The sequence below is a fragment of the Pseudomonas sp. GW823-FHT01D03 genome, from assembly GCF_058798255.1.
The window spans coordinates 2484591-2505368 of sequence record NZ_JBXAKK010000001.1; the positions used below are offsets into that span (position 1 = coordinate 2484591).

General features: G+C 59.3%; 16 protein-coding genes and 2 pseudogenes. 8 read left to right on the forward strand and 10 right to left on the reverse strand.

Annotated features, from left to right (window positions below):
• Positions 1–48: 48 nt before the first annotated feature.
• The gene (locus tag AC1RBR_RS10945; RefSeq protein WP_095139012.1) at positions 49–435 is read left to right on the forward strand and encodes a c-type cytochrome; all 387 of its coding nucleotides are present in this window, start codon (positions 49–51) and stop codon (positions 433–435) included.
• Between the two features lie 63 nt (positions 436–498).
• On the opposite strand, the gene AC1RBR_RS10950 is transcribed toward AC1RBR_RS10945, so the two are convergent.
• The 3 genes and pseudogenes from AC1RBR_RS10950 to AC1RBR_RS10960 all read right to left on the reverse strand — a co-directional run bounded on the left by AC1RBR_RS10950 (position 499) and on the right by AC1RBR_RS10960 (position 3542).
• Positions 499–2142, reverse strand: coding sequence for a sensor domain-containing diguanylate cyclase (locus AC1RBR_RS10950; RefSeq protein WP_492564306.1), 1644 nt, complete (start codon positions 2140–2142; stop codon positions 499–501).
• A 227-nt stretch (positions 2143–2369) separates the two neighbouring features.
• Positions 2370–2849: a phage infection protein gene (locus tag AC1RBR_RS10955; RefSeq protein WP_492564308.1), complete on the reverse strand. Its 480-nt coding sequence runs from the start codon at positions 2847–2849 to the stop codon at positions 2370–2372.
• Positions 2850–2973: 124 nt separating this feature from the next.
• Positions 2974–3542: pseudogene (locus AC1RBR_RS10960) on the reverse strand (chorismate mutase).
• 126 nt (positions 3543–3668) lie between these two features.
• On the opposite strand from AC1RBR_RS10960, the gene AC1RBR_RS10965 reads away from it, so the two are divergent.
• From AC1RBR_RS10965 to AC1RBR_RS10975, 3 genes are all read left to right on the forward strand, one after another.
• The gene (locus AC1RBR_RS10965; protein ID WP_492564310.1) at positions 3669–5027 is read left to right on the forward strand and encodes an MATE family efflux transporter; all 1359 of its coding nucleotides are present in this window, start codon (positions 3669–3671) and stop codon (positions 5025–5027) included.
• Between the two features lie 107 nt (positions 5028–5134).
• Complete coding sequence (locus tag AC1RBR_RS10970; RefSeq protein WP_492564312.1) at positions 5135–6130, forward strand: acyltransferase family protein; 996 nt, start codon at positions 5135–5137, stop codon at positions 6128–6130.
• Positions 6131–6222: 92 nt separating this feature from the next.
• Positions 6223–6783, forward strand: a complete 561-nt coding sequence (locus tag AC1RBR_RS10975) for a YceI family protein (RefSeq protein WP_492564314.1) — start codon at positions 6223–6225, stop codon at positions 6781–6783.
• 15 nt (positions 6784–6798) lie between these two features.
• On the opposite strand, the gene AC1RBR_RS10980 is transcribed toward AC1RBR_RS10975, so the two are convergent.
• From AC1RBR_RS10980 to AC1RBR_RS10990, 3 genes are all read right to left on the reverse strand, one after another.
• The gene (locus AC1RBR_RS10980; protein WP_027614713.1) at positions 6799–7011 is read right to left on the reverse strand and encodes a YXWGXW repeat-containing protein; all 213 of its coding nucleotides are present in this window, start codon (positions 7009–7011) and stop codon (positions 6799–6801) included.
• Positions 7012–7052: 41 nt separating this feature from the next.
• Positions 7053–7376, reverse strand: a complete 324-nt coding sequence (locus AC1RBR_RS10985; RefSeq protein WP_492564315.1) for a YXWGXW repeat-containing protein — start codon at positions 7374–7376, stop codon at positions 7053–7055.
• 138 nt (positions 7377–7514) lie between these two features.
• On the reverse strand, positions 7515–8486 hold the full coding sequence (locus AC1RBR_RS10990) for an IS110 family RNA-guided transposase (RefSeq protein ID WP_492563214.1): 972 nt from the start codon (positions 8484–8486) through the stop codon (positions 7515–7517).
• Positions 8487–8858: 372 nt separating this feature from the next.
• Between AC1RBR_RS10990 and AC1RBR_RS10995 the strand changes: the two genes are divergently transcribed.
• Positions 8859–9545 carry a GNAT family N-acetyltransferase gene (locus AC1RBR_RS10995; protein WP_492564317.1) on the forward strand — a complete coding sequence of 229 codons (687 nt, stop codon included), beginning with the start codon at positions 8859–8861 and terminating at the stop codon, positions 9543–9545.
• A 193-nt stretch (positions 9546–9738) separates the two neighbouring features.
• Here AC1RBR_RS10995 and AC1RBR_RS11000 read toward each other — a convergent pair whose 3' ends face one another.
• A complete protein-coding gene (locus AC1RBR_RS11000) occupies positions 9739–10377 on the reverse strand; it encodes a TetR/AcrR family transcriptional regulator (RefSeq protein ID WP_443532466.1) in 639 nt (212 codons plus the stop codon).
• A gap of 86 nt (positions 10378–10463) precedes the next feature.
• Between AC1RBR_RS11000 and AC1RBR_RS11005 the strand changes: the two genes are divergently transcribed.
• Positions 10464–11051 (forward strand): NAD(P)H-dependent oxidoreductase, encoded by a 588-nt coding sequence (locus AC1RBR_RS11005; RefSeq protein ID WP_095139033.1) that lies wholly within the window; start codon positions 10464–10466, stop codon positions 11049–11051.
• Positions 11052–11144: 93 nt separating this feature from the next.
• On the opposite strand, the gene AC1RBR_RS11010 is transcribed toward AC1RBR_RS11005, so the two are convergent.
• Positions 11145–12263 carry a DmpA family aminopeptidase gene (locus AC1RBR_RS11010; RefSeq protein WP_443532468.1) on the reverse strand — a complete coding sequence of 373 codons (1119 nt, stop codon included), beginning with the start codon at positions 12261–12263 and terminating at the stop codon, positions 11145–11147.
• Positions 12264–12410: 147 nt separating this feature from the next.
• The gene (locus AC1RBR_RS11015; protein WP_492564319.1) at positions 12411–13526 is read right to left on the reverse strand and encodes a polyamine ABC transporter substrate-binding protein; all 1116 of its coding nucleotides are present in this window, start codon (positions 13524–13526) and stop codon (positions 12411–12413) included.
• A 111-nt stretch (positions 13527–13637) separates the two neighbouring features.
• Here AC1RBR_RS11015 and AC1RBR_RS11020 point away from each other — a divergent pair, with 111 nt between their 5' ends.
• Complete coding sequence (locus tag AC1RBR_RS11020) at positions 13638–14417, forward strand: helix-turn-helix transcriptional regulator (protein ID WP_492564321.1); 780 nt, start codon at positions 13638–13640, stop codon at positions 14415–14417.
• Positions 14418–15079: 662 nt separating this feature from the next.
• Positions 15080–15454 (forward strand): annotated as a pseudogene (locus AC1RBR_RS11025) (DUF6124 family protein).
• A 126-nt stretch (positions 15455–15580) separates the two neighbouring features.
• Here AC1RBR_RS11025 and AC1RBR_RS11030 read toward each other — a convergent pair.
• Positions 15581–20659, reverse strand: a complete 5079-nt coding sequence (locus AC1RBR_RS11030) for a hypothetical protein (protein ID WP_492564323.1) — start codon at positions 20657–20659, stop codon at positions 15581–15583.
• Positions 20660–20778: the final 119 nt, after the last annotated feature.

The window sequence follows — 20778 nt, forward strand, 5'->3', positions numbered from 1 at the left end:
CAGATGTTACCCTTGCGCAGCCAGATTCAAGCCGTTCCGGAACCTTAGATGAAAAACACCGTTGCACTCTTGCTTGCCTTGACCGCCACCGCCGTACTGTTCAGCTCGACCACCCGCGCCGCAGGCGATCCGCAAGCCGGCGAAAAGATCTTCCCGCGCCTGTGCGGCGGCTGCCACCAGGTTGGCCCGGATGCGCGTTCGGGATTCGGCCCACAACTCAACGGCATTATCGGTCGAGCGGCTGGGACCTCGGCCAATTACGTGTATTCCGAGGCGATGAAAAACTCGGGCAAGACCTGGGACCGCGAAACGCTGACCGCGTATCTGAAGGATCCAAAGGGCGTGGTGCCGGGCACGCGGATGATTTTCTGGGGGCTGAGTGATGAGGAGAAGATCGATAATTTGTTGGCGTATCTGCAGCAGTTCCCCAATTAAAGATTTTGCTCGGTCGGCCCGGCAAACCAGGCCAACGGCATTTGCGAAGTCAAAGAGGGCCGATCAAGCCACCTGATTACGGCCCGCCGCTTTCGCCTGATACAACTGCTGGTCGGCACGTTTGATCAGCATTGTGTGGCTGTTGTCCGCCGGGTCGGCCAGTGCGACGCCAATGCTCACCGTGACCTGTCCGATGTCGGGAAAGTGCGCTTGGGCCACGGCGACACGGATTTTTTCCGCGACCACCTCCGGTGTATCAGGCTGGGCGACTTCCGGTAGCAATACGGCGAACTCCTCGCCGCCGTAACGGGCGACGAAATCGGTGGCACGCACGCTGACCTGAATGAGTTGCGCCAATTGCTGTAGCACGTCGTCGCCAATCGCGTGGCCGTAGGTGTCGTTGATGCGCTTGAAGTGATCGGCGTCGATCAGTAGCAGGGCAAACGGTCGCCCGGTGCGCCGAAACAGCAGGCTGTATTCGCTGAGCTTTTCATCGAAGCGGCGACGGTTGTAAACGCCGGTCAGGGCATCGTGGGTCGCGAGGTTCAACAGTTCGGCATTGGCTTGCATAAGAGCGGCGGTGCGCTGGGCGACGGTGGCTTCCAGCGAGGCGTTGGCTTCCTGCAGTTGGCGCTCCTTGGCCAGCAGCGACTGGGTCATGGCGTCGATCGACTGCCCAAGCTGAGCGATTTCCCGCACCGGGTGCTGCAGCGGGAAGTGTGCGCCGGGCTGCTGGTTCTGCACCTGTTTGGCCGAGTGCGCGAGTTGCTCGATCGGCCGGCTCAGATACTGCGCCAGATAGTACGCCACCAGCCCGAATGCCACGGCGGCGGCCACACCCAGCAGCAACAATTTATAGAGCAGCAGGCGCGCCGGCTCCAGAGCGGTGTCCAGTGGCTGGCGCACGGCAATCGACCAGGACAGCGCAGTACTCGAAGGCGTCGGTACGGTGACCATGCTGGTCAGGTAACCGTTGCCGACCGACCAGCCCGGCAACTTCGACACATTCACCGCCAGTTGTTGGCCCATCAATGCTTCCGGGTACAGCACCTTGCCGTCATGATCGATGATCAGCGCTTCGATATCCGGCGATGCATTTTTATGCGAGAACGCTGCCGATTCGACGATACGCGTCACCCAGCTCCAGTGCGCGTGCGCCCCCAGCACGCCAACCACCTGGCCGTCGGCGTTGCGGATCGGGGCGGCGAAATCGATGAAACGCAGCGGTTCGCCGTTGGGCGTTCCCGGCAGCAGTTTGGCCAGCAACACCGCTTCGTGCGGGTCACCGGTGTACTCACCCCGCAAGCCAGCCTGGAACCATGGCCGCTGCTGTACCGATTGCCCGACCAGCAAATTGTTGACCGCTTGATGCACATGGCCGTCGGCATCGGTCACGCCCATCCACGCATACTCGGCCCGGGCCTGGGTGCGCAGTTGCATCGATTTGAGAATTGCCGGGCTGTCGAGATCGCCGCGTTCCAGATGCGGCGCACGGCTGAGCAGGTAAACCTCGAGCTGGCGCTCGCGCAACTGGTCACCGAGCAGCGTCGCCGCCGAACGCGCGGTATTGAGCAATGAATTGCCGCTGACCTGTTTCGTCTGTTCGGTGGCGATATGACCGACATATAAACCGACGCTCACCAGGGTCAGCAGGGACAAACCGGCGAACCAGAGGGTCAGGTGGCTTCGCAGACTGGCTTTGAGCATGGGCAGGCAAATTCTGTTTGGACGTTGTGGCCGCATGGTATGCGCATTAAGCGTCGGGCTGCCAGTCGGTCGCTTCGGATAAGCACCGTCGGAAGTTTCGCCAATGCTCTGCCTGGCAAGATCGTTTCTGACGCGAGTTGTTGAAAAGAACCACGGCTGCAAACGACGAAATGAAAAAGCCCGGCTGATCAGGCCGGGCTTTCTTTGACTGCTTCAGAACCGTTGTTTCAGGCATTGCGGCTTTCGATCAGACGATCCGAGCCACCTTCGGCAACGCGGCGCTCCAGCAGACGATCGGAGCCACCTTCGGCAACGCGGCGCTCCATCAGACGGTCCGAGCCACCTTCGGCAACGCGGCGCTCCATCAGACGATCCGAGCCACCTTCGGCCACACGGCGCTCCAGCAGACGGTCCGAGCCACCTTCAGCGACGCGACGTTCCAGCAGACGATCCGAACCACCTTCAGCGACGCGGCGTTCCAGCAGACGATCCGAACCACCTTCAGCGACGCGGCGTTCCAGCAGACGATCCGAACCACCTTCGGCCACACGGCGCTCCAGCAAACGATCAGAACCACCTTCAGCCAGACGGCTTTCAATCAACTTGTCCGAACCGCCTTCAGCGACCAGGGTGTGAGCGGGTGTTGCTGCAAAAGCGTTAACTGCAAGAACCGAGAAAGCGATGCCGAGGATGGTTTGGCGTTTCATGATCGTGTGCTCCGGGGTGTATTGGGTTGGTATGGAGCTGATGTTACGCCGCGGATTTTTTATGAGAACTTCATTGGCGTGATGTTGACTATCGACGCCAGCGATGTAAGCCGGAACGCCTGATTCAGAGCTTCTGCACCCGTATGCATAGCTCGCCGGTGGCGCGGGTCAGGGCCAGATCATGCAGTGTGTCGTGGGTCAGACCCTGCCGAGCCTTGGCCAGCCAGACCGGGCAATTCGGGTCGCGGCGATGCGGCGCGAAGTCGGCGTACTGGCGCAGCAGGCGGGTCTGCAATTCATCCAGGCGCGGACGAATCTGCTTGGCCAGATCCGGTCGCGGGGTGTCTGGCGCCACACCAGCCGCTTGCCATTGCGCGAGCAATCCGTACTGCACCAGTTTGTTCGCTTCCATTTGTGCAGCGATCAACTGGGCGACGTCTTCGGGGTCGAGCTGGTATTCGGTCGCCAAAGTGCGGCATTGGCGATGACCTGGGCTTCGCGCGGGCTGTCCTGAATCGGCTTGCCACTGTCCCATTTGGTAAGGGCGACGAGGTCGCCGATGTTCAGGCGTTCGTTCAGGGTGGTCAGCAAAGGACGCAATGCTTCGGAGGAAGCAGGGGGCTCGGCGGCGTGCGCCATGTGACTGAAAAGAACCAGCAGGGAACAGGTCAGAGCATTTCGCAACGGATTCATGGGCAGGCGCGTTCCACAAAAAATAGTGCCGACATTTAAGCCTTGAGCAGAGGCGATGTCGACCGACTTTATCCCGCCCATCTAGCGTAATATCCCTCGCATCTCCCACCCCGAGAACGATCCTTAATGCAAACCCCCAGCACCATCAAACCGCTCTGGCAAACCTACCTGTTGTTCCTTGCGCCGATGGTGTTGTCCAACTTCCTGCAATCGATGTCGGGCACGGTCAACAGCATCTACATCGGACAGATGCTCGGTACGCAGGCGCTGGCGGCGGTGTCGGGGATGTTTCCGGTGATCTTTTTCTTCATCGCGCTGGTGATCGGCCTGGGCGCGGGCGCCGGGGTGTTGATCGGCCAGGCGTGGGGCGCACGCGAGGCACACATGGTCAAGGCGATCGCCGGGGCAACGCTGTTGCTGGGGGTGCTGATCGGTTTGCTGGCGGCGGCACTCGGCAGCGTGTTTGCGCGGCAGGCCTTGCAAGGGCTGGGGACGCCGGCGGATGTCCTGGACGACGCAGTGGCGTATGCGCACGTGATGATGTGGATTCTGCCATCGATGCTGGTGTTTGTGCTGTTCACGCAATTGCTGCGCGGGGTCAGCGATACCGTGTCGCCACTGTTGGCGCTGATCGTGTCGACCTCGGTCGGGCTGGCACTGACCCCGGCGTTGATTCGCGGCTGGTTCGGTCTGCCACAGTTGGGCATTCAGAGCGCCGCCTACGCGGGTCTGGCCGGTAACCTGTCGGCAATGGCATGGCTGGCGTGGCGGCTGATTCGCAACAAACATGCGCTGGCGCCGGACCGCGAGTTCTTCGCGGCACTGCGGCTGGACGCGGCGATTCTCGGCAAAGTGCTGCGCATCGGCCTGCCGACCGGGGTGCAGATGATTGTGTTGTCGCTGTCGGAGCTGGTGATTCTGGCGCTGGTCAACCAGCATGGCTCGCAGGCGACAGCGGCCTATGGCGCGGTGACGCAGATCGTCAACTACGTGCAGTTTCCGGCGCTGTCGATCGCGATCACCGCATCGATTCTTGGCGCGCAGGCCATTGGTGCCGGGCAACTGCAACGCCTGGCAGCGATCCTGCGCACCGGGCTGTTGATCAACGTGTGCCTGACCGGCGGTTTGATCGTGCTCGGTTACCTGTTGTCGCACTGGTTGCTGGGATTGTTCCTGACCGAAGATTCGACCCGGGCGATGGCTGAGCACTTGTTGCACATCATGTTGTGGAGCCTGTTGGTGTTCGGTTTCCAGGCGATCATCGGCGGCATCATGCGCGCCAGCGGAACGGTGCTGGTGCCGGTCATTATTGCGATTGTTTGCGTGGTCGGCGTGCAGTTGCCGGCGGCATACTGGCTGGACGGTCAGTACGGTTTGCAGGGTGTGTGGATGGCGTTCCCGGTGGCTTATCTGGGCATGCTGGTGTTGCAGACGCTGTATTACAAACTGGTCTGGCAGCATCAGAAGATCGAGCGTCTGGTCTGACGAACAAAGAGGGTCGTCCCCGGGCGGCCCTTTTTCGTGTCGCTGGCATTGTCGATCAAAGCGTCGTAGCTTACCCGCCATAACAATAAGGATGTTTGAGGGTATCGATGGGAGCTTTCCGTCTGTTGCTGGCCGTTCTGGTCGCCGTTTCTCATATGGGCAAGACGGTCGCAGGGTTCAATCCGGGAGTGGTCGCGGTCATCTCCTTTTTGATCATCAGCGGGTTTGTCATGACTTCGCTGATCGAGCGCAACTACAGTGTCCCCGGGAAAATCGGCCTGTTCTACGTGGACAGGGCCTTGCGGTTATACCCGCAGTTCCTGTTCTACTTCCTCCTCTCTTGTACGGTGATCCATTTCCTTCTGCCCGGCACTCCTCAGGCGGCGGAACTGACGCTTAAAACAATCGCCAGCAGCGTGCTCATGCTGCCGCTCGGCTTCTACATGTTCGGAGTCGCGGGAACCGAAATCGTCCCTCCGGCCTGGTCGCTCGGCCTGGAGATGTGTTTCTACCTGGTGATCCCGTTCCTGCTGATTTTCAAGCTGCGGGGCGCTGCATTTGTGCTCTCGCTCGGCATTTTCATGCTGGCGTGTCTGGGTTACCTCAACACGGATGTCTACGGTTACCGGTTGCTGCCCGGGGTACTTTTTATCTTCCTGTGCGGCAGTTATCTGTATCGGTCTCAGGCCAAAGGGGTGGCAATCGCCGCTGGTACAGCGGTGCTGGCAGGGTTGCTCTTCGTCGCGATCATGGCGGGGCTGATCGAACGTCGCCCGTTCAACGCGGAGGTGAGCCTGGGTATCGCGTTGGGCATCCCTGCGGTGTATCTGCTGACTCGATGCAAATATCACCGGGTTGACGAGTTTCTCGGCAACATCAGTTACGGAGTGTTCCTCAATCATTTTGTGGTGATGTATTTTTTGCGCGGTTTCTGGCCGGTTGCCTACGACGCCCACATCGTGGTGGCGGTGCTGGTGCTGGCCTTTGCGCTGAGCGGGGTTTCCTACTACTGCGTCGAACGCCCGGCGTTGAAGCTGCGTCATCGGCTGCGTCGCGGGCAGCGGCAGAGCGTTCAAGCCCAAGGCGTCGAGACGCCGGCCTGAACTACACCGGCAGACAAATGACATGGCGCATTCGCGGGTTGTTTGCTTAAGTCAGTCGAGGCCTCGAAGGTTTGCCCTGTCCGGAGAATCCCATGCGTGCCCGATTCACCGCTGCGGCACTGTTTGCCTGCCTGTGCGTCACGAGTGTGGCGCACGCCGCTGAATACAACCGCGTCAATACCACCGCCAGCCAGATCAGTTTCACCTACAGCCAGATGGGCTCGCTGATGTACGGCACTTTCGGCAAGTTCGACGCGACACTGCAGTTCGACAGCGACAACCTCGCCGGCGCCCACACCACATTGCACATCGACCTTACCAGCATCGACGCCGGCAGCACCGACGCCAACACCGAACTGGTGAAACCGGCGTGGTTCGATACGCAGCGCTTTCCCGTGGCGGTGTTCGAGTCCAGCCGTTTTACCCGGGTGACGGGCAATCATTATCTGATCGCCGGTCAGCTCACCCTCAAGGGCATCACCCGCGAGGTCGAGGTGCCGGTCGAGCTGAAACCGGACAGTTCGATCGGCATTTTCGACGGCGAACTGGTGCTCAAGCGCAACGAATTCGGACTTGGTGCGGGGGAGTGGGCGGACACAGTGGTATCCAACGATATTGCAATCAGGTTCAAGGTGGTGGCGCCACAGCAGTGACGCCAGCCGCTCAGGTCAGTAGGCGCGCCAGTGTCCCGGCGCCCAGCGCCACTCACGTCCATCCCAACGATAATGACCGGCGACCCAGTGATAACCGGGCGCTGGCATGACCGGCACGACTTCCACCGGCGGCGGTGGCCGATGCGGCCGTACCGGTTCGACAATGCAGCCCGACAGGGTGATCGCGACCAGTGAGGCGGCGAGCAGGGTTTTCAGGTTTCGCGACATGGTGGTCTTCCCGGTAGATGAAGTTTGCAGGCGAGGCGGTTTCAACGGGCCCAGTGACCTTCGATCCAGTACCAGTTCGGCCCGCGTGCCTGCCAGTGCCCCGGCCGCCAGTGCGCACCATGGCGCACCGGTTGCCAGTGGCCGGGCATCCACACATAACCGCGTCCTTCCCAGCGCCAGTGGCCCTTATCCCAGACATAGCCGGGACGCGCGCCGGGCATCACTTCCATACGCATCGGTGGTGGGGCTTGCTGAACAATCACCACCTGCTGGGCAAACACCGGCGCGCTGGCCAGCGCCGCCAGCGTCATCGGCACCAGCAGCAGGGTCTTTCGCCATTTGAACAGTGAACGCAAAACGCTCATGACAACTCCTCAAGGCCTGCGTGAAAAAGTGAACGCAGTAGAAGAATTGGACGCCAGATCGGCGAAAGATCCGGTCCGCGCAGGATGAAATTTTCTTCAGGTCAACCACCATCCTCCCTGTAGATACCGTCTTGCCCCTTACCGGGCAAGTGCCAATTTCGGGTCAAATGGTTGGCCCGATTTGAGCACTCCGTAAACGAAGTGCAGCAACTTGCGCATGGCTGCACAGATGATCTGTTTGGGCGCCTTGCCATTGGCCTTCAAGCGTTCCTTCATGGCGATGATCGCCTCGTTGTGCTTCAGCGCTACCAGGCCTGGCATGTACAGACCCGCGCGGACGCGAGCCGATCCGATCCTGGAAATCACTGTTCTGCCTTTGAGCTTTCCCGAGTCCTGCAGCTTTGGGTTCAACCCCGCAGCAGCGACCAGTTTGCGAGGGTCGTCATATTTGCGCAGGTCGCCCAGTTCGGCCAGCAGCCGCTCAAGGGTTTTCTGCCCGATACCGTCGATGGTCACGATCAAGTCGCGCATCTGGCGCATGTCCGGATCATCGTCGATGTGTTTCTTGATCGCTTTGTGCGTTTCAGCGATCTCTTTTTCGATGTGGCGCAGAACGGAGTTGATCGAGTCTTTGACCTTTTCGTCGGACACATCCAGACGATTGAGCTCCATCTGTTCCATTTCCTGAAGATCATCCAGCCGACGCACCATCGCCTTCAGTTGGCGGTATTTCAGTGGCTCCGGTGCCCAAAGCTGAAGCTTTTCAGCCTTTTCCCGAGCAAAATCAGCGATCAGTTTGGCGTCGCTTTTATCGGTTTTGATCCGGCGTAACTCGCTGTCGGCGTAAGCATGGGTCGTGGCCGGATTGACGACACAGACCCGGTAACCCTTGCTGTAGACGAACTCGGCAAGTTCCAGGTGATAGATGCTGGTGGCTTCCATCACGATCAAGGCTGTAGGCTCGACCTGCTTGTTCAACCAAGCTTCAAATTCTTTGAAACCCTTCGAGTTATTAGGCAGCTTGGCCTTGGTTTTGTGCTTGCCGTTCGGCAAGTGCGTGGCGATATCAAAGGTATTTTTAGCGACATCGACACCGACGAAACTGGACATGACTGTCTCTCCATTGATCCGTTTTCGATCATCACTGCACTCTGTCCAACCTTGCGAATGCGAGCTCTCGCCAGAGACGGGCCCAAGATACCGTTCGAACTATATGAGTGAGTGTGGAGGGCTGGAGCACGATCTACATCACAGGCAAAAAGCCTAAGGAGCTGCACGGCTTCCAAGTCCCTCCCTCGATGATCAGTCGAGAACTATCGCTCCTGACGGAGCGATAGTCGAGATACAAGGAGCTGCCGCAGGCTGCAATCTTTTGGTTTTTTAGACACAAGATCAAAAGATCGCAGCCTGCGGCAGCTCCTACATAAAGCGGGCGTCGGGACACGGTATGATGTCGCGGTTTTCCGCCGGAGTTCAGCTGTCATGCCACGCATCACCCACTACAAATCCCCATGTCCCGAAAGCGTCAACAGCCAGATTCTGCAACTGGTGGTCGATTACCTCACCGACATCAGCGCGGTCGGTCTCGGCCCGAGCAATCTGCTGTACAACGTCTACCAGTACGCGGTCGGCTATGAGGTGCATCTGTATCTGGAAGCGCTGAACGGCGAGAAGGGCACCGAGGTGGAATTGCTGGTGGCGACCGCCGAGGATGATCCGGAAAAGGTCACCGGTTTCCTCCTGTATCTGCCGGTGCAAGGCGACTGGGAAGCGTGCAGCGTCGCCTACATGGCCGTGCGCGAAGGCTATCGGCGTCAAGGCGTGGCGCGGGCGATGATTGGCGAGATGGTGGCGCGTTATACGCATGCCGAACTCACCTGCAGCGTCGGCAAAGTGCCGTACTTCGAGGCGCTGGGTTTCGAGGTGATCGGCGCGCGCGAAACCCAGGTGCTGATGAGCACCCGGCATTACCGCAGCAACGGCCTGCGCGGTTTTATCGACACCACGCCGATCTATCGCTCGCTGGAAGTGCAGCAGATCCACACCTACCTGCTGCAGAAAAACGGCAAGCGCGCCATGCTCGATGCCGAAAAACAGCGCGACCGGCATCTGGATCAGGTCACCCGGCACACGGAAGAATTCGTGCGTCAGCGTTTAACGCTGCACTGAGCGCGGCGCAAAAAAACAGACAAAAAAAGAGCCTCAAGGCTCTTTGATGGGGAGAAGTAGAGCCCATGAGGCTCAAGCTGCGCATGAAACAGGGAACAGGCTTGATTTGGGGTTCAGAACACCCGTTCCCTACGCAGTCGCTCAGGAGTCAAGCGCCTGCGTAGCTTCATGATGGGAACGCGCGGGGGCTGACTCAAGTACCGCTAGTCGCACGGGCGGCGGCCCGTTCCACCATCGCGATGATGGTGGCGAACAACTCGTCCTTCGCTTGCCCGGCACTGATTTCAGCGCTGGCGGCAGCATTCGACAATGCCTCGGCAGCACCGAGCATCGCGCGCAAACCGGCCTGGGTGATTTCCCCGCCAGCAGCCAGCGGTTGCAGCACACTGCGGCACTTTTCGAGGAAGATTGCCTCGTAGTCGCGCTTGATCTTTTCCAGCTCCGGCGTGCTGCCCAGCGCTGCAATTACCCCCGGAATCTCATTGCCCTGCAATAACACGCAATCGACGTACGCCGTGGCGATCACCGTCGCGGTGTCGATCAGCGTTGGCGGGCACTGGTCGATCGCTGCATCCATCACCGCAGTCTGGCGCGTATCGAAGTCGCGATACAGCGCCGCGAGCAAGCCCGAGCGAGTGGTGAAGTGGTCGTAGACCACCGGTTTGGTCACCCCGGCCTTGTCCGCCAGATAACCCAGGGTCAGAGCATCGGTGCCCTCGGCCCGAATGATCTGCCAGGCGACATCGAGCAACTGGCGGTTGCGATCTTCGCGCGACAGGCGACGTCGTGGTTGGGCAGGGGGATCGGCTTCGGTCATTTCTTTGGTTGACATCGCTTATATACCAAACGTAACTTACTGTTCGTAACTTACCAAGAGTATATAGCCCTTGGTCAGCGCAAACTTACAGGAGAATGACCATGCACGCATTGATTGTTGTGGCGCATCACGAACCGCGCTCGCTGACCCACAGCGTGGCAACGCAGATTGCCGAGGGCTTGACCCGCGCCAACCCCACCAATACCCGGGAAATCGCCGATCTGTACGCCGAGGGATTTCAGCCGGTGTTCGGCGCAGCGGATTTCGCCGTGCATCACCGTGAGGCGCGGCCGCCAGCCGACGTATTGGCGGAACAGGCACGGATAGATCGGGCCGACGCCCTGGTGCTGGTGTTTCCGGTGTACTGGTGGTCGATGCCGGCGTTGCTCAAGGGTTGGATCGATCGGGTGTTCAGCAACGGCTGGGCGTTCGATTTCGCTGGCGACCTGAAGCATGTGAAGAAGCTGCAGCGCCTGCGCGTGCATCTGGTCGGCCTTGCAGGGGCCGATGAACGCGCCTACGAACGCCACGGTTATGGCCCGGCGATGAAGGCGCAGATCGAACACGGGATTTTCGATTACAGCGGGGCGACGGTGGTCAGCTCGACGCTGATGGTGGAGTCGGAGGTGCGTGATCCGCAGGAGCATCTGCAGACGGCACGGCACATCGGCGCGCAGATGTTCACCTGAGTCGCACCTCCTGTAAGAGCTACCGAAGGCTGCGATCTTTTGATTTTTTTAAAGCAAGATCAAAAGATCGCAGCGTGCCGCAGCTCCTACAGGTCAACGTGATCCGGGCCAGCCGGCCTTGGCGAGGGCCGCGAGCAGCGTTTCCGAATCCAGCCCCGGTACCGCATGCCCGTTGCCCTCGGTGCTCTCGCTGGCGAGCAGGGCGTTGATGATCGCTTCTTCGACTGCTTCGGTGGCGGCCAGGAACAGCTCGCTGATGTGGTCATTGTTGACCATGCGCAAGCCGTCGCAGGTCGGCGCGCCTTTGCCCTCGTAGGCGGCGGGCGGCACGTGTTCGTTGCCGGTGGCGAAGGCGATGAAGATGTCGCCGCTGTGATCTTCGTTGCCGCCGCCGCTGCGCGCCAGACCGAGGCTGGCGCGCTGTGCCAGGCGCGTGCATTGATGCGGCAGCAGCGGTGCGTCGGTCGCCAGGCAGACCACGATCGAGCCCATGCCCGGATGCGGCAGTGAAGCACGCAGGAACGGCGAATCGACCTGCTCCATGTAGCGCCCCACCGGATAACCGTCGACCCGCAACTCACTGCGAATGCCGTGGTTGGCCTGGACGATCGCGCCCACCGTCCAGCCGCCTTGAGCGCTGCTCAAACGCCTTGAAGCGCTGCCGATGCCACCCTTGAATTCGTGGCAGATCATGCCGCTGCCGCCACCGACGGCACCTTCTTCAACGGCGCCGTCATGTGCTGAACTCAGCGCCTCGGCGACATGCTCGGGTTTGACGTGAAAACCATTGATGTCGTTGAGCAAGCCATCGAAGGTTTCCAGCACCACCGGCATGTTCCAGTAGAGGCGCCCGTCGTCCGGTTGCTGTTGGCGATCCAGCGCAATCAACGCATCGCGCACCACGCCGAGGCTGTGGGTGTTGGTGAAGGCGACGGGACTGGTCAGCAGCCCGGCTTCGCGAATCCACTCAAGGCCGGTGGCATCGCCATTGCCGTTGAGCACATGCACGCCGGCGAAACACGGTTGCTGGTTGGTCGAGCCGCGACGCGGTTCGATCACTGTGACGCCGGTGCAGATGTCACGTCCGCTGTCGCTGCGACCACGCACGTTACTGTGGCCGACGCGCACGCCGGGAACGTCGGTGATGGCGTTGAGCGGGCCGGGTTGCAACTGGCCGATGCGGATGTTGAGGTCACGGGCACGGGATTTCATGGGTTGTCTCTCTATAAAAATCTGAAGGACTCACGGACCTTGTAGGAGTGAGCCTGCTCGCGATTGCGGTGAGCCAATCAACAAAGATGTTGAATTCAAAGACGCCATCGCGAGCAGGCTCACTCCTACAGGGGAAATGTGTTGGGGTTACTGACCGTTCTTGATCTTGCTCCACACCCGCGTGCGCACGCGCTCGATGGCTTTGGGCAGCGGCTCAAGCGTGTACAGGGTGGCCATCGCCGCCGCCGACGGATATACCGCCGGGTTATCCCGCGTGGCCGCAGCCACCAGTGGGGTGGCGGCGCGATTGCCGTTGGGGTACGACAGGTGATCACTGACCGGCGCGATCACTTCCGGGCGCAGCAGGTAGTCGATAAACGCCAGACCCTGAGCGCGGTTCGGCGCATCCTTGAGCAGCACCAGCGTGTCGAACCATACCGGCGCGCCTTCCTTGGGCAGGCTGTAGGCGATCTTCACGCCGTTGTTCGCCTGTTCGGCGTTGGTTTTGGCTTCGAGCATCGCGCCGGACCAACCGACGGCCACGCAGATGTTGCCGTTGGACAGGTCACTGATGAATTTCGACGAGTTGAAGTAGGCGATGTGCGGGCGCAATTTGAGCAGCAGCGCTTCGGCTTTCTGATAGTCCTCGGGCTTGGTGCTGTTGGGCGGCAGCCCGAGGTAGTGCAGGGCCACCGGGAGCATCTCCGACGGCGAATCGAGCATCGCCACCCCGCACTGGCCAAGCTTGGCGAGGTTCTCTTCCTTGAACACCAGATCCCACGAATCCAGCGGCGCCTTGTCGCCGAGTGCGGCGCGCACCTTGTCGACGTTGTAGCCGATGCCATTGGTGCCCCACAGGTACGGCACGGCGTATTGATTGCCGGGGTCGTTGTTGGCCAGTTTGCTCAGCAGATCGTTGTCCAGATTCTTCCAGCCCGGCAGTTGATCGCGCGGCAGCGGGGCGAGGGCGCCGGCCTTGATCAGCGTCGGCAGGCTGAAGTTGCTCGCCACCACCACGTCGTAACCGCTGCGGCTGGTCAGCAGTTTGCCTTCGAGCACTTCGGCGCTGTCAAAGGTGTCGTAAACCGGTTGAATGCCGCTGTCGCGCTTGAAGTCAGCCAGGGTATTGGGGCCGATGTAGTCGTACCAGTTGTAGACGTGCACGCTCGGTGCGTCGGCGGCACTGGCGACGGATGCGACGCCAAAACAGGCGAGCAGGCCAAGGTTGATGCCCCGGTTGATATAGCCACGACGACAACGCATGATGCGGCACTCCTGGCCTGCGGCAGGCCGGTGATTGACAGGAGTGCTCAGCCTAGCGGGGCGGGCGTGCCTGACCCATTCCCATCATGGGTTACTCAAAAGGGGTAGAGCGTGGACGCGTTGTTGCAGGAGTTGCCGGTGCATCAAAGTCTGGCGCGGGTGTTTGCCACGGTTGGGCAGGACGGTTTCTGGCGCGCGCTGGTCGACACGCTGCGCCTGCTGGTGCCGCTGGACAACGCGCTGGTGGCGCTGATGAAGGCGGGGCAGGCACCGCAATTGCTGATCGACTTCGACAGCAAGGGCCGCGCCGATGAACAGGAAGAACTGGCCAGCTACAGCGCCGGGATGTACCTGCTCGATCCGTTCTACCAAACCGCCTCGACCGGCATCGCCGATGGCCTGCACAGCCTGGCCTCGGTAGCGCCAGACCAGTTTCTGCACAGCGAGTATTACCAGAGCTACTTTCGCTCGGTGGTCGGTGAGGACGAGTTGCAGTTCATGATCAACATCGAGGGCGGGGTGCTTGGCCTGTCACTGGGGCGCTCGACGGCTTTCGATCTGGTCGAGCAGGGCCGTCTGCTGTGTGTGCGCGACTGGGTGTTGGCGGCGATGCGGCGCCATATGCAGCTGTTGCCGCCGCAAGGGACCGGCAGCGAGCCGGTGGCGGGGGATCTGGCAACGCTGCTCGATCGCTTCGATGCACGCCTGACCACCCGTGAAGTCGACACCGCGCGGCTGATTCTGCAAGGCTTTTCCAGCAAGGCCATCGCCCAGCAGATGGGCATCTCGCCGGAGACGGTGAAGGTGCATCGGCGCAATCTCTATCACAAGCTCAATGTGAACGGGCATGGCGAACTGTTCGCACTGGTGCTGCGCCCACCCACTGCCTGAACCTGTGAGAACTGGCTTGCCAGCAATGACGGCCTCAAAGTCCACCAATCCCCAACTGAATACACCCGATCCAATTGTAGGAGCCAGCCTGCTGGCGAAGACGGCTTACCAGCCAACCAATCTCCAACTGAATACACACGGTCAAATTGTGGGAGCTGGCTTGCCAGCGATGGCGGCTTGCCAGCCGACCAATCCCCAACTGAATGCATTCGTTCCAACTGTGGGAGCGAGCTTGCTCGCGAAAGCGGCCTGCCAGACAACATCAAAACAACAGGGTAACTCTCGATACCCCCGCGCATATAAACCTAACTCCGCAATCACGTTTAAACTACACGAACCGTTACGCCATAACGGCTACAACGCCTTGCGCCGTTACCTACGCCTACGCCAGAATCCGCCGGCTTACACGACCATACCCTGCGCTATATCGTTTCCCTGCCACTGCCCATCGGTGGTCGGGTTTAGTAGCCCGTATGGTTTTAGTAAGTGCATGAGTCCCATTGAGCCAGGCGTATCTATTGCCTGCACTTCGATGTGGTTGTGCGCAGGGTGCTCTCGAGCGCGCCGGTCTTGCTAATTCCTCCGGTCTACTAACCTGTGCACAGCCGCCACCCTTCTTTTAGGAGAGAACGGTCGCAGCCTTAATCAGGAATTAGATATTTATGTTCAAAGCCACACCCAACCCCCCGGACACCTCAATCCCATACGACTCAGCCCTCGACCCGCAGAAGATAAAAGCGGCAACCGAGCGTGCCATCAACTTCTACCTCAACCCCGGCGCCCTGAAGATCTTGATCCCTTAAACCTCGTCACGCCAATCGAACAGAATCTTCCTCATCGGCTTCACCGTGGACGAAGAAACCTTGCTCGTTGAAGCCTGCGAATCGTTAGCCGCCGCCAGCGGTATGGCCCGCGACATCGGCGACGCCGTCGACAACTCACAACGCCGAGCCATGCTGATGCTGCATCAGGTGATCATGCTCAGTGAACTGATGGTCAACCGGGTACTGGACGGTGGTGATTCAGGCGCTGGATAATGTTGTGCCATAGCAATAGGTGCCAGGGGACGAATTAATGAATCCGTCATATGGCACCTCAGTCTGACCACGCCTCCCATGAGCTGCGGAACGCTGAATTATTTCTGTTGTATTGAATTTTTTTGGTCAGCCGTATAGCTCGAATTTATCAAAATACAAGTGCTGCCCCAAAACTCCACGAATTTCCATGGATGCAATTCCTTCATTTGAGAAAGAAAGTTGCTGCTGAGGACCATCTATAGCATTAAAGCTCTTTGATCCTAGTTTTCTTCCGTTGCTATCAAAGTAATCAGATTGAGCACTTGCATTTGGAGATTGGTTTATGGCGAATTCATACCAAAAATCTACTCGTCGGTACGTTTTCAGAAAGCGAATCCTGAAGTTAAATGAGCCGGGCACGCCGTCACCACGTACTTTTGAGATAAATAGCACACCCCCACTTAAACCGACCCCTGGTCTCCCATAAGGCATCACGGTCCCCATGTAATGTTCCGCACTTGTAATTGCCGTGATCTCCATTGTGCTGAGTCTTTTCGTTTGCCCCATATATATGGTCCATTTAGACTCACTTTCAAAATCCTCTTTAGTTATCGAGGCGGCTACAGTGAAAGTTCTAGGCTGACTGTCCACAGGGTTAACTGGGTACAATGCGCGTGCAATCAGACTATGGCCTCCGATCGTTAGGCCCGAGATGTGAAGAGACCATAGTTCGTTACTGTCCACAGAGATAACTGGCCCCACTTGGACGCCATTATCATAAATTTGCAGTTGTTGTCCTGCCGGACCTTCGCCGCCTACAGTTACGTTAGTGTCATAAGTAGTAGCACCAGGGTTTACGGTTCCTTTAGAGTCGGTGACCATGGTGATGCGAGGAGTGAATAAACTGGCAACATTAACGACACGCGGCGGATCCGACACTTCCCCACTGCCATACAGAGCAGTGGCGGTGAACCTGTGGGAGGCGGCGCTCAGGTTCCTTGCCGTGAACACCCAGTCACCACTCTGTGGATTGACGTCGGCCGTGGCTATCTCGATGTTGCCGTCCTTTATCAGGACTTTCTGACCTTTAGCCCCTTTTCCTTTGAGCGTGACCGTGGTGTCGAAGGTCGTGCCATCTGGGAGAATCTCTACTCCTTTCGAGTCTTCCGCACGAGTGATGGTCGGTGGGTTACTGGCCGTCACCGTCAACGTCCACGCCGCGGACACCTGACCACTGCCATACAGCGCGATGGCGGTGAAGCTGTGAGCGGCCACGCTCAAGCCTGTCAGGGTCAGTTCCCACAGGCCGGTCGTCAGGTTAACCGTGGCTTCACCTTTGACGGTGGTGCCGTCCTTGATCTGGACTTTCTGACCTTTGGCCCCGGCCCCTGACAACGTGATCTGGGTATCGACGGTGAATCCGCCTTTGGCAATCTCATTCCCTTTGGAGTCGATGGCCTTGGTGATGGTCGGTGGGTTACTGGCCGTCACCGTCAACGTCCACGCCGCGGATACCTGCCCACTGCCATACAGCGCGATGGCGGTGAAGCTGTGAGCGGCCACGCTCAAGCCTGTCAGGGTCAGTTCCCACAGGCCGGTCGTCAGGTTAACCGTCGCTTCACCTTTGACGGTGGTGCCGTCCTTGATCTGGACTTTCTGACCTTTGGCCCCGGCCCCTGACAACGTGATCTGGGTATCGACGGTGAATCCGCCTTTGGCAATCTCATTCCCTTTGGAGTCGATGGCCTTGGTGATGGTCGGTGGGTTACTGGCCGTCACCGTCAACGTCCACGCCGCGGACACTTGCCCACTGCCATACAGCGCGATGGCGGTGAAGCTGTGAGCGGCCACGCTCAAGCCTGTCAGGGTCAGTTCCCACAGGCCGGTCGTCAGGTTAACCGTGGCTTCACCTTTGACGGTGGTGCCATCCTTGATCTGGACTTTCTGACCTTTGGCCCCGGCCCCTGACAACTTGATCTGGGTATCAACGGTGAATCCGCCTTTGGCAATCTCATTCCCTTTGGAGTCGATGGCCTTGGTGATGGTCGGTGGGTTACTGGCCGTCACCGTCAACGTCCACGCCGCGGACACCTGGCCACTGCCATACAGCGCGATGGCGGTGAAGCTGTGAGCGGCCACGCTCAAGCCTGTCAGGGTCAGTTCCCACAGGCCGGTCGTCAGGTTAACCGTCGCTTCACCTTTAACGGTGGTGCCATCCTTGATCTGGACTTTCTGACCTTTGGCCCCGGCCCCTGACAACTTGATCTGGGTATCGACGGTGAATCCGCCTTCGACAATCTCATTCCCTTTGGAGTCGATGGCCTTGGTGATGGTCGGTGGGTTACTGGCCGTCACCGTCAGCGTCCACGCCGCGGATACCTGCCCACTGCCATACAGCGCGATGGCGGTGAAGCTGTGAGCGGCCACGCTCAAGCCTGTCAGGGTCAGTTCCCACAGGCCGGTCGTCAGGTTAACCGTGGCTTCACCTTTGACGGTGATGCCATCCTTGATCTGGACTTTCTGACCTTTGGCCCCGGCCCCTGACAACGTGATCTGGGTATCGACGGTGAATCCGCCTTCGACAATCGCTACCCCTTTGGAGTCTTCCAATCCGGTAATTTCTGGCCGCACATCCTCAAACGCTTTGATCGTGTAAGTGCGCACTGGGAAGGGCACCGCCTCGCTTTCATTCGTGCTCTTGCCGAACGCGGCTTTGAACTCCATGGTCAACGGGCTGCCATCCTTAAGGTTTCTCAAGCCTGCAAAAGCGATGCTCCGCTCGTAATAACCTTGTTCGAGCCACTTGTCGCTGACCATTGAGCCTGGTGCCGTATGAATCTGCAGGTTGTAGTCGCTGCCATCAGCGTTCGTCCCTTTCAGACGCAGCCAGACATATTGGCCTGTGGCAATCAACGGCCAGACGCCCATGCGATAGGTGGCATTGCTGGTCAGATTCCCTACGTTGAACTCCGGGCCGTCGCCGTCGTTGTCCGCGTCCTTGATGATCGGTTTGAGCAGTTCATTCTGCGGCATGCTCAACACAGTCAAATCAAAGACGAGGGACGGCAGCGGCTTGCCGTCGCGGATGACGACGTAGGACACCTTCACATCTTTGTTCAGGTTGAACGCGACCACACTATTCGGAATCGCAAACTCCCGGTTGCTGCCCAGCGGCCGAGGAACAGAGGTGTGCGAACCGCCTGCGGGCGTACCCTGTGCGCCAGTCCAGGTGGCGATGATTTCATCAGTTGGCAGCAACGCGCTGTTGTCCGGCACCACGATGGTCAAGGTGTCCCTGACCAGCAGCGGGTTGAGTGCGCTGTCGCCGTTGTTCTCCTTGATCGAGGGGGCGAGCAGTTCCAGCGCGACGCCCACGGTGAACACCAATGGATTCGAAAGGCTGGTCTCATCTGTGGCATGGCGCCAGAGCTGGTAGCGGACGGTGATCTTGCTGCCGCGGTTCGGTTCGATGTGTTGGGCGACGAAGGCGGCGTCCAGGTTGATGATCCAGTCTTGTTGGGCGGTTACGGCATTGAATGTGCGGGACCCGGGTTCCTCGCCGGAGATGTCGCCCACCCACTTCCAGGTGGCCTCGTCGTTGGCTACCCATGGCTTCACCACAGGCCTGGGGATGGTCAGTTTACTGGTACCGCCGGGCAGTGTGGCCGGGTCGAGGACGCCGTTCGCCACCCCGAGGACAATCGGGGCGTCCAGCTCGAATTTCGGTTCACCCACATTGAGCAATTTCGTGTGCAGCGATTCGCGTCTGAGGATCTCGTCGCCTTCGGCTATCAGCAGGTCGTACCACCCCTTCAGGGTTCCGCCGTCAAGGAGCTTGAGGTTGTAGTCATCGACGGTGATGACGAAACCTTCGGGATTCTCGACTTCATCCTCCTCCGGAATGTGCCACTCCAACTCAGGCAGGAAGGTGCTGCCGTCCGGGCTTTTACCCAACAGAAACAGCTCGATGCCCATGCCGTACTCGATGGCCGGATCGAACGGAATGCGGACGTTGATTTGAGTTGCGGTGGGATCGATGAACTCTCCCTCGGCTTCTTCGATGATCGGTGCGGCCAGGCGGTGGGCTGCGCCGGTGACTTGTACAAATTGCCCTTTTGAGCGTAACGGGTCACTGCTGCCGCTGCGTTCCAGCCGATAGAAGAAACTGACCTGGGTATTGACCAGTTTACGCACGGCCGCAATGGACAGCTTGAACTCGTAGTTATGCGGGATATTGTCGACGGTCTGGGGCAGGGCGGTGACTTCGACTTTTTCGCCCTCCAGGGTGGTGCCGAGCATGGTCAAGTGAATGATGTCATTCATCTCGAAGTCTGGTCGGTCGGCCGTGACATGCACCGTGATGTCGTTGTCGCCCTGTTTATCGGCGTCGAGTTCATTATTGACAGCCTCCTGAACAATCGGCGCGGCCAGCAGGTCGATGCCGGTGGTGACGACGATGCGGGTTGCCTTGCACCAGTCTTCCGATTCATTGCCGACGATGTCGCGCACTTTGAAGGTGACTGCCAGACCGAAGAGGTCGGTGTCACCAGCCCGTTCAATAGTGGCTTTGGAGACCGTGATCAATATCGGGTTTGCCGCTGGATCGACGATCTGCTCCTGGGTCACTGGTGTGGAATACTCAAAAAAGCCACCCCAACTGAGATGGATGACGTCGCCCACCGCGATGTCCGGGTAAGGCAAGCCGCTGCCGGACTCGGATCTGATGACAATCGGCACTCCCGCTTCGGCAACGTCTTTGTCCACGCCGCCGTTGACGATTTCCGGGGGAATGTACATGTACAGGTTGGAGTGACCAGGGCCCGGGTCGATGTCCTGGCCAGCGGGGAGTTCCAGTTTGACGAAGAGGTTAAGGGGCTTGTCCGGACGCTCTTCTTTTTGATTGGGCTGTTTGATTTCGTAGGTGAGTTGGTAAGGACCTGTCTGCAGATGACGGGGAGCCACCCACAAGAGGGTCGGTTGCTTGAGCTCGGCCTCGTCAATGATGGGACGCCCGTCGACCTCACGGTCATTGAGCAGCAGCTTGACGGTATCTCCAACAGCCTTGGTGGCCCAGATGGGGATGACGACAAGCAGGCCGAGGTCGGGAAAAGTGAACACCGCCGCCCGGTTGATCCCCCACTGGCCGGAAGGCAGGAGGCGCCCGAGCACTATCGGGTCCAGCAGTGAATGGGGGGCAGAGATTTTCTTCTTGGGCTGAACGAGCATGGACGGAACTCCAAGCGAACTGTCGGAAGACAAGGGCATGGAGTTATTCAGCGCTGAAGACGACGGCTGTGGCTACTGTCAGAAATTACAGGTAGGGAGGTATTTGCGATGAACGGTCG

Coding starts and splice junctions, on each gene's coding strand:
- AC1RBR_RS11015 (WP_492564319.1), bottom strand. CDS start 13,526: ATGCGTTGTCGTCGTGGCTATATCAACCGGGGCATCAACCTTGGCCTG.
- AC1RBR_RS11000 (WP_443532466.1), bottom strand. CDS start 10,377: ATGTCAACCAAAGAAATGACCGAAGCCGATCCCCCTGCCCAACCACGA.
- AC1RBR_RS10945 (WP_095139012.1), top strand. CDS start 49: ATGAAAAACACCGTTGCACTCTTGCTTGCCTTGACCGCCACCGCCGTA.
- AC1RBR_RS11005 (WP_095139033.1), top strand. CDS start 10,464: ATGCACGCATTGATTGTTGTGGCGCATCACGAACCGCGCTCGCTGACC.
- AC1RBR_RS10990 (WP_492563214.1), bottom strand. CDS start 8,486: ATGTCCAGTTTCGTCGGTGTCGATGTCGCTAAAAATACCTTTGATATC.
- AC1RBR_RS10985 (WP_492564315.1), bottom strand. CDS start 7,376: ATGAGCGTTTTGCGTTCACTGTTCAAATGGCGAAAGACCCTGCTGCTG.
- AC1RBR_RS11010 (WP_443532468.1), bottom strand. CDS start 12,263: ATGAAATCCCGTGCCCGTGACCTCAACATCCGCATCGGCCAGTTGCAA.
- AC1RBR_RS10995 (WP_492564317.1), top strand. CDS start 8,859: ATGCCACGCATCACCCACTACAAATCCCCATGTCCCGAAAGCGTCAAC.
- AC1RBR_RS10975 (WP_492564314.1), top strand. CDS start 6,223: ATGCGTGCCCGATTCACCGCTGCGGCACTGTTTGCCTGCCTGTGCGTC.
- AC1RBR_RS10980 (WP_027614713.1), bottom strand. CDS start 7,011: ATGTCGCGAAACCTGAAAACCCTGCTCGCCGCCTCACTGGTCGCGATC.
- AC1RBR_RS10955 (WP_492564308.1), bottom strand. CDS start 2,849: ATGAAACGCCAAACCATCCTCGGCATCGCTTTCTCGGTTCTTGCAGTT.
- AC1RBR_RS11030 (WP_492564323.1), bottom strand. CDS start 20,659: ATGCTCGTTCAGCCCAAGAAGAAAATCTCTGCCCCCCATTCACTGCTG.
- AC1RBR_RS10970 (WP_492564312.1), top strand. CDS start 5,135: ATGGGAGCTTTCCGTCTGTTGCTGGCCGTTCTGGTCGCCGTTTCTCAT.
- AC1RBR_RS10950 (WP_492564306.1), bottom strand. CDS start 2,142: ATGCTCAAAGCCAGTCTGCGAAGCCACCTGACCCTCTGGTTCGCCGGT.
- AC1RBR_RS10965 (WP_492564310.1), top strand. CDS start 3,669: ATGCAAACCCCCAGCACCATCAAACCGCTCTGGCAAACCTACCTGTTG.